We start from the raw sequence: 6,924 nt of genomic DNA on the forward strand, positions 1-6,924 counted from the left end.
CACGGAACATCCGGGTTGTAAATCTCTTTCCAGTAATGTTTGTTACCATTAATTGTGGTTACTGCAAATGTGAATAAGGCCAGTACCATTGTAACCCCTATATTTCCTGTAACGTTGGCTCCAAATGGCGGAATGGGTATCAATCCCATGAAGTTGTTGATCAGGATAAAAAAGAACAGGGTTAGCAGGAACGGCATGAACTTTTCGTATTTGTGTTCGCCAATGGCAGGTTTTGCTACTTCGTCGCGAATAAAAAAGATGATCGGTTCCAAGGCATTTTGTACACCTGTTGGCGCTTTTCCTTTGTTCTTTTTAGCCAAATTTGCTGTTGCAAAAACCAGCCACAATAAAATAACTACCGATGCCAAAATACCGGCAATCGTTTTTGTTATTGAAATATCGATGGGTGTTCCAATTTCGTGTCCTGCTGCATCCAGCTCAACCACTTTGCCTTTATATTCTTCGCTTTCAGAAATGCGGAAACCTTTGTAGGCGCCGTGTCCGTGGTGAAATTTCGATGACATAAACACCTGAAAAGCTTTTCCATCGTGTAATTCCGGTTGTTTGCTGTATAATATAATTGGTAACGGAATGCTGATTGGTGTCCCCTTCCAATCTGTAATGTGCCAGTCGTACGAATCCGACACGTGATCGATCACAAATTCTCCGGCGTTAAATCCTTCTTCAGCGTGTGCGTCTGAAGCATGATCTTCGTTTTCTTCTGAATGACTTTCTGTTGCGCGTGTCTCTTTTTCTTCGTGCCCGTGTTGAGCCTGAAGCTGGCCATAACCTAATAATGAAACGGCAAACAGTATAATGAAGGCTTTGGTAAGCTTAAGCATGGTTAATTCAGTTTTTTCTTTGTTTTAACTTGTCTTGTAAAAACACTTTAAACAAACGCTTCTCGATAAGAATTTTGTCAGGTTGTTAAAACGAATATTCCGTTCTAAGGTTCACAAATTTATAAGATTTTTTGGACCGTGAATGGAATTTGGCATTTTTCATTTTAGAATTAACCATGTTTAAAAACCTGTTTTTGTGTGAGGAAGGGAAGCGATGGAGTCTTATTTTCTTTCAGCCGACTTAGTTGCCTTTGTAATCTCGGTTACTTCAAAAAAAGTGTAAATCAGGTATAGCAGCATTAAACAAATAACAAACGGGAGGGCATTTTCTTTATCAACAGCAATATATACAACGGCTACCACCGAGTATAGAACGAGTTTGAAAAATGTAACGAGCATATTGCTACGGGTAAATTTGCCGATATCTTTTTTTGCCATTTTAAGCTGGTAGGAATGAATACCCATTGTTGCCAGATAAAAGAAAAGTAACAGAAAAGGAAATACCGGCAGGTAGTATTCGGGGAATGCCAGCGAAAATACCAGCCAGCCAATTAGGGTAATAGCCAGAGATATTCCGGTAAGTTTTACGATGAAAGCCTTCATTTACTTTTTCGTTTTTTTCGATTTATTATCCGGTTTCAATAGGTTTTTTACACCATAAATAATCGATGCAATTACACCAAAAAGTACCAGTGCAAGTGTAAAGCCTTTAAATTCGTTATCCATCCATTGGTCGATTTTATAGCCAAGAAAAGTAAAACCTCCGATAATGGCCATCATTTCGAACCCCAGGCTGGAGTAGCGAATAAACGAATTAGTTTTTTTCGTTGTATAAGGTTTTTTCCTTTGCATCTTCTTTTGCAGGGGCACTGGCTGCTCCCATGGCGCAGGTTCCGGTAAAAGTTGCACCGGGTTCAACGGCCAGTTTTCCGGCCACAATATCGCCTTCAATTTTTGCCGAGGCTTTCATGTTCAAAAGCTCATCAACATAAACTTTGCCTTTTATAAAACCGGCAATCTCAACGTTATTGCATTTTACCTTGCCATCGATTTTGCCTTTTGGGCCGATAACAACCCGGCCTTTTGCTTCCAGGTTTCCAACCAGTTGCCCATCAATGCGAATATCGCTACTTGCCGAAATATCGCCTTTAATGAGTGTACCTTCGCCTAAAATATTAATCGCCTGATCGGGGGTTTCGCCAAACGTTCTAGTGTTTTGTTTTGCCATGGTTTAAATCTTCTTAACTGTCCTTATTAATTGGGTGCCTGAATATACAATAAAATGCATCTTCGGCAAAAAAATATTCATTTAGAGTCCCACAAACAGAACGGCAAAATTTAACTTCTATTGTTAGCTTCTATTCCGAATCGTACGCCCATTTTAAATAGGTGCTTCCCCAGGTAAATCCGGCACCAAAAGCAGCGAGAATAATGTTGTCGCCTTTTTTAAGTTGTTTTTCGTAATCCCACAAACAAAGCGGAATGGTAGCTGCTGTGGTATTTCCGTATTTGCGGATATTAATCATTACCTGCTTTTTGCTAATCCCCATTCGGCGGGCGGTAGCCTCAATAATGCGCATATTGGCCTGGTGTGGAACAAGCCACGCAACATCTTCAGAGCTGATGTTGTGTTTTTCCATAATTTCAGCAGCAACATCGGCCATGCTCGATACAGCAGCTTTAAAAACAGCTTGTCCTTCCTGGTATAAATAGTGTTCTTTATTTTTTACGGTTTCTTCGGAGGCCGGTTTTAACGATCCGCCGGCTTTAATGTGCAGGTGATGACGTCCTAAACCATCAACACGGTTAATGTAGTCGATAACACCAACATCTTCGGTGCTTGGTTCAACCAAAACGGCTGCAGCGCCATCGCCAAAAAGCGGGCAGGTGGTGCGATCTTCGTAGTTAATAATCGACGACATTTTTTCGGCGGCAACTATTACTACCTTTTTGTAGCGCCCCGATTCGATAAACTGTGTTGCAGTTGACAGAGAAAAAATAAATCCTGAGCAAGCAGCATTCAAATCGAAACTCCAGGCGTTATGAATATTTGTTTTGTGAGCAATAATATTGGCTGTTGCCGGAAGGTTCATGTCCGGGGTGATGGTGGCGCAAATCAACATGTCGACTTCATCGGGCGATGTGCCGGTTTTTTCCAGCAAATTCTCCACTGCACGAGCCCCCATGTCGCTGGTTGCTTTTCCTTCTTCCTTTAAAATCCTTCGCTCCTTAATCCCAATTCGTTGCATGATCCACTCGTCCGAGGTATCAACCATCTTGCTGATTTCCTCGTTTGTTAACCGGTATTCCGGGAGGTAGGCTCCAACTCCTGTAATTGCTGCCCTTATGTTAGCCATTATTCAAATACTAATTTTTGTTTACTGAAAATATAATTCTGGTCTTTTTTTTACCGGGGATAAATGTAGAGCGATTTACAGGAGACAGCAAAGAAATGCCAACAGATGTGGTGTGCAGAGGTGAAAAAATGTTCTTTATGGCTGAACAATTTATAACATTGTTCGAAAAATCAGAAAATAGGAAATGCGATCAGGGGGGCACAAAAAATCCATCTTCGGAACTTACCAAAGATGGATTTTTGTTAGTTAAATCCGGAACTTCCGGATGCTTATTTAACTATAATGCAATTTCTTTTTCAATTACTTGTTTACCTCTGTAGTAACCACATTCAGGACATACTGTGTGGTATTTAACAGTTGTTCCACAGTTTGAGCAAGTAGCCAGAGTAGGGGCAACTGCTTTGTAATGGGTACGTCTTTTATCCCTTCTAGCTTTCGATGTTTTATGCTTTGGATGTGCCATTGTTATGTATTTTTAATTATTATTCTTTAAGTTTTTTAATGCAGCCCAGCGCGGATCAATTTCTTCTTCTTCATCATCCTCCGCATCGAACTGTGTAATATTATTTAATCTGTCAATCATTTCCTGGTTACAGCCGTTTTCTCCGCTTTCATCCGGATGAACATGCCGCAACGGAATACTCAGTGTTACGTATTCGTAAATAATTTGAGCCAGGTTGATGGCGTGTTCTTCGGGTAAAACCCAGATAACATTGTCGCCGTCTTCAAACTCATCTTCTTCACCAAATTTTACAAATAATTCGGTTTCTAAAGACACGTCTTGATTGTAATTGTCGAGGCAGCGGTCGCATACAAGCTCTAACCATCCTTCAAGTGCAAAGCTTAATCTCAGAAATGCACTTCGTTTTTCAAGTTCAACTTTTACGCTAACTTCCCCGTTGTCAACCAAACTCTCCTCAAAATGCTCAAAGAACTTTTCGTTTACCTCAAATTGGTAATCGTGCAGGCCTTCTTTAAGACCTTTAAACTCAATATTATATTTGCTCTTCCAGCTCACGATTCCAAAAAAGTGGATGCAAAAGTATAAATTTTTTATTAACAGTTAAAGAAATCGTTGAATTATTTCAAATTTCTTTCCAAATCAAAATAGTTAAACCTGAGCCATTTGCATTAAAGTGTTGTATAGAATTTTTGTTTCTCGCCGATAGACTGTTTCGCGGCCTTTTCAATTTGCATTGCGCTTACCGGTATTGGTTTTATCGATAACTCGGGTAAATTAAAGGGAAACAAAAAAGATTTATAAAAATTCGGATGTTTTTGAGGCAGTAAAAATAGCTTGTCGGAAATTGCCTTTTTCGTGAATATGTGCAAAATAAGCATTCATAAAAAGTCGTACGGCTCAGGGCTGAAATGAAAAGGTTTCGTGCTCATTTGTCCGGTTTTTGCCAAAGCAAGAGACCGGGGCAGTTTCGATTGTGCACCAAACGAAGGATACGTTTCGGCCAGCTAATAATTCCGGGCCAATCTTGTTTTTTCACAAGATTATCGTAACTCATTTCCTTTTCTTCACTAAACCCGGGAAGTTGATTCGATCCCCAAACAGCTCTGTCAGCAACAAAACACAGCCCGTTCCAGATTCGGACGATGTTATCTGTCTGTAAATGTATTTATTGCTTATTCGCGTTGATCTACATTTGTTCCTTCTGTGTTGGCCAGGTGTTCAACTGTGCGCGCATCCAGCTCCACTTTCTTGTTTATAAACTCTGGAATATTGTATGAAAACAGCAGTTCCTCGTAATAGTCAGGATTTTTCTGCGGTAATAAAAATGGTTTGCTTTCCTTGCCGTTTTTGTCGATATGAGAAATATAAGGGCGGGTATATAAACCGTTGATTCGGCGGCTGCTAAACACAAACCAACGCGAGTTTGACGACCATGAGTGGTAACTTTCAGTGTCGTTGCTATTTGCGGTTTCCAACGGACGAGTTTCGCCACTTTCTACATCGTATAAATACAAATCGGCCTCCGGGTGCCAAATCGAGAAATTGCCGTAATCTACCAACGTAAACATGATGTATTTTCCGTCGGGTGATGGACGAGGGAACGTGATACTTTTTTCGATAGCAGCGGCATTAAAGAGTGTATCCACGTTGTTGCCAAAAGTTCCGGTTTGCGGATCAAAATCGATGCTGCACAGGTTGTAACGAACATCTTTGTATTCCATTGGCATTTGTTTGGCATCGGCAGCACAGAAATACAGTTTCTTTCCATTGGGCAAAAACGACGGGAAAGTCTCGAAATGATCTTTGGTCATTATGTCATCGCAATACAGCGTTTTGTTTTTATTTACATCGTAAATAATCAGATCTGATTCCGAATCAAACACCTCAACACGTTTGTCTTTGGTTTCGTGAAAAACCTGTCGGATGTTGTTTACTGAATAGGCGATGTAGTCGCCACTTGGGTGCCAGAAAGGATATACAAAGTTTGAAATGGTTTTTGGTGTTTTTGTATTCAGGAGCTTTACATCGCCATCAGTTTTCAGAACGGTACCACCTTTTTCCCCACGAATGTGCAAGCTCATATCGTTAGGATCGGTAAGCCGGAAGGAATGACAATTAACGCAACTGCCGGTTAGTAAGGTATTTTCGATAATTGCATCCTGATCGTATGAGGCCAGCTCGCGCTGGTAAATTCCCATTTTACTCCAAACTTCGTAACCCGGAGCAATTAGCCGATACGCCAAACCATGATCGATGGGGTCGGTGCTCACATAAATTTTGAATTCTGCATATTTCACCCATTTATTATTGGTTTTTGCCGCTACTGTTACCGAAAGTTCCTTACCAATATTTTCGGTTAGAACCTTTGTCCATTTTTTTGCCGGAAACTCAACATGCGTTTTTCCCTTTTCTCTGATTTCTTCTCCATTTGCACCTTTTAATGTTGCTGCAATACCCTCTGTTTCTTCTTTCATACGAAAGTTAAGCGGGGCAATTGTGGCCGGAACAGTTACATTGCAGTAATCCGGGAATATTTCGGGCAATTCGTCTTTAATTACATCCGGCTTAATTTCCGGTGTGCAAGAGAATAAAACAATTGTTAGACCTGTGAGAAGTATATAAATATGCTTTAACATGCTTGTTTGTTTTTAATTTCTGAAATGCAGGTAATACCAGAACGTATCGCCAAATCTTTTTTCAATTATTCTGGCGTCGCGTGTGTTGGCGTACTGTTTTTTGTAATCGCTTAATTGTACTGTAATGGTGTTGTTTATGGGGTACGAAATTTCTTTCGTCGGGTCTTCGTTGTTTATTTCCCAAATGTACAACAAAGCTTCCTGAAAATGTTTTGGAATAACTTTGTAATTGAGCGAACCCGACAACGGGAAATAGCGAGTAAAAAGTTGCAGGTCTTTCTCCAGTAGTGTTGCTGCCAATAAATATTCGAAGGCGATCATGTTTCGGCGGTTATTCATAAATAGCAATCCGATCATGTTTAGCTTTTCCTGTTCGCTAAACAGGAAATCGCCCTGAATACGTGCTTTTCGGAGCCATCCCCATTCAAGATGCTGTTCTACATCTTTTTCATTCATTATAATTTCGAGTGACCGGGTAGCCCATTTTTTGTAGTACAAGGTTTTTTGCAGTATGTGAAGGTATTTTTTTGCCACTTCGTAATCGCCATTAATGATATTGGTTTCTGCCAGGCGTTTTATCGATCGTACACTTTTTTGATAATCGGGCAACGCTTCCATCGCCTCAA

10 protein-coding genes are annotated in these 6,924 nt (G+C 40.4%); 1 reads left to right on the top strand and 9 read right to left on the bottom strand.

From position 1 onward, the window contains the following. The 5 genes from ABZB17_RS18670 to ABZB17_RS18690 form a co-directional block, all read right to left on the bottom strand. Positions 1-842: F0F1 ATP synthase subunit A (locus ABZB17_RS18670; RefSeq protein WP_372652428.1), on the bottom strand; the 842-nt coding region annotated here is incomplete at its 3' end. A gap of 222 nt (positions 843-1,064) precedes the next feature. Next, positions 1,065-1,445, bottom strand: a complete 381-nt coding sequence (locus tag ABZB17_RS18675) for a hypothetical protein (RefSeq protein WP_372652431.1) — start codon at positions 1,443-1,445, stop codon at positions 1,065-1,067. Next, positions 1,446-1,694 carry an AtpZ/AtpI family protein gene (locus ABZB17_RS18680; RefSeq protein ID WP_045025975.1) on the bottom strand — a complete coding sequence of 83 codons (249 nt, stop codon included), beginning with the start codon at positions 1,692-1,694 and terminating at the stop codon, positions 1,446-1,448. It lies immediately after the preceding gene. Beyond that, positions 1,657-2,070: a polymer-forming cytoskeletal protein gene (locus tag ABZB17_RS18685; protein WP_045025976.1), complete on the bottom strand. Its 414-nt coding sequence runs from the start codon at positions 2,068-2,070 to the stop codon at positions 1,657-1,659. Before ABZB17_RS18685 ends, ABZB17_RS18680 begins: the two co-directional genes overlap by 38 nt. 130 nt (positions 2,071-2,200) lie before the next feature. Continuing rightward, positions 2,201-3,199, bottom strand: a complete 999-nt coding sequence (locus tag ABZB17_RS18690; RefSeq protein ID WP_303925999.1) for a beta-ketoacyl-ACP synthase III — start codon at positions 3,197-3,199, stop codon at positions 2,201-2,203. 17 nt (positions 3,200-3,216) lie between these two features. Here ABZB17_RS18690 and ABZB17_RS18695 point away from each other — a divergent pair, with 17 nt between their 5' ends. Next, complete coding sequence (locus ABZB17_RS18695; protein ID WP_372652441.1) at positions 3,217-3,519, top strand: hypothetical protein; 303 nt, start codon at positions 3,217-3,219, stop codon at positions 3,517-3,519. On the opposite strand, the gene rpmF is transcribed toward ABZB17_RS18695, so the two are convergent. The 4 genes from rpmF to ABZB17_RS18715 form a co-directional block, all read right to left on the bottom strand. Next, the gene (gene rpmF / locus ABZB17_RS18700; RefSeq protein ID WP_074780135.1) at positions 3,477-3,662 is read right to left on the bottom strand and encodes a 50S ribosomal protein L32; all 186 of its coding nucleotides are present in this window, start codon (positions 3,660-3,662) and stop codon (positions 3,477-3,479) included. The two genes, ABZB17_RS18695 and rpmF, sit on opposite strands and share 43 nt — an antisense overlap. A gap of 12 nt (positions 3,663-3,674) precedes the next feature. After that, positions 3,675-4,217: a DUF177 domain-containing protein gene (locus ABZB17_RS18705; protein ID WP_372652433.1), complete on the bottom strand. Its 543-nt coding sequence runs from the start codon at positions 4,215-4,217 to the stop codon at positions 3,675-3,677. Between the two features lie 617 nt (positions 4,218-4,834). Next, positions 4,835-6,298, bottom strand: coding sequence for a hypothetical protein (locus ABZB17_RS18710; RefSeq protein WP_372652435.1), 1,464 nt, complete (start codon positions 6,296-6,298; stop codon positions 4,835-4,837). A 12-nt stretch (positions 6,299-6,310) separates the two neighbouring features. Next, the coding region (locus ABZB17_RS18715) for a DUF6057 family protein (protein ID WP_372652438.1) at positions 6,311-6,924 on the bottom strand (614 nt) is incomplete at its 5' end.

The sequence above is a fragment of the Draconibacterium sp. genome (genome assembly GCF_041583095.1).
Classification (GTDB): Bacteria; Bacteroidota; Bacteroidia; order Bacteroidales; family Prolixibacteraceae; genus Draconibacterium.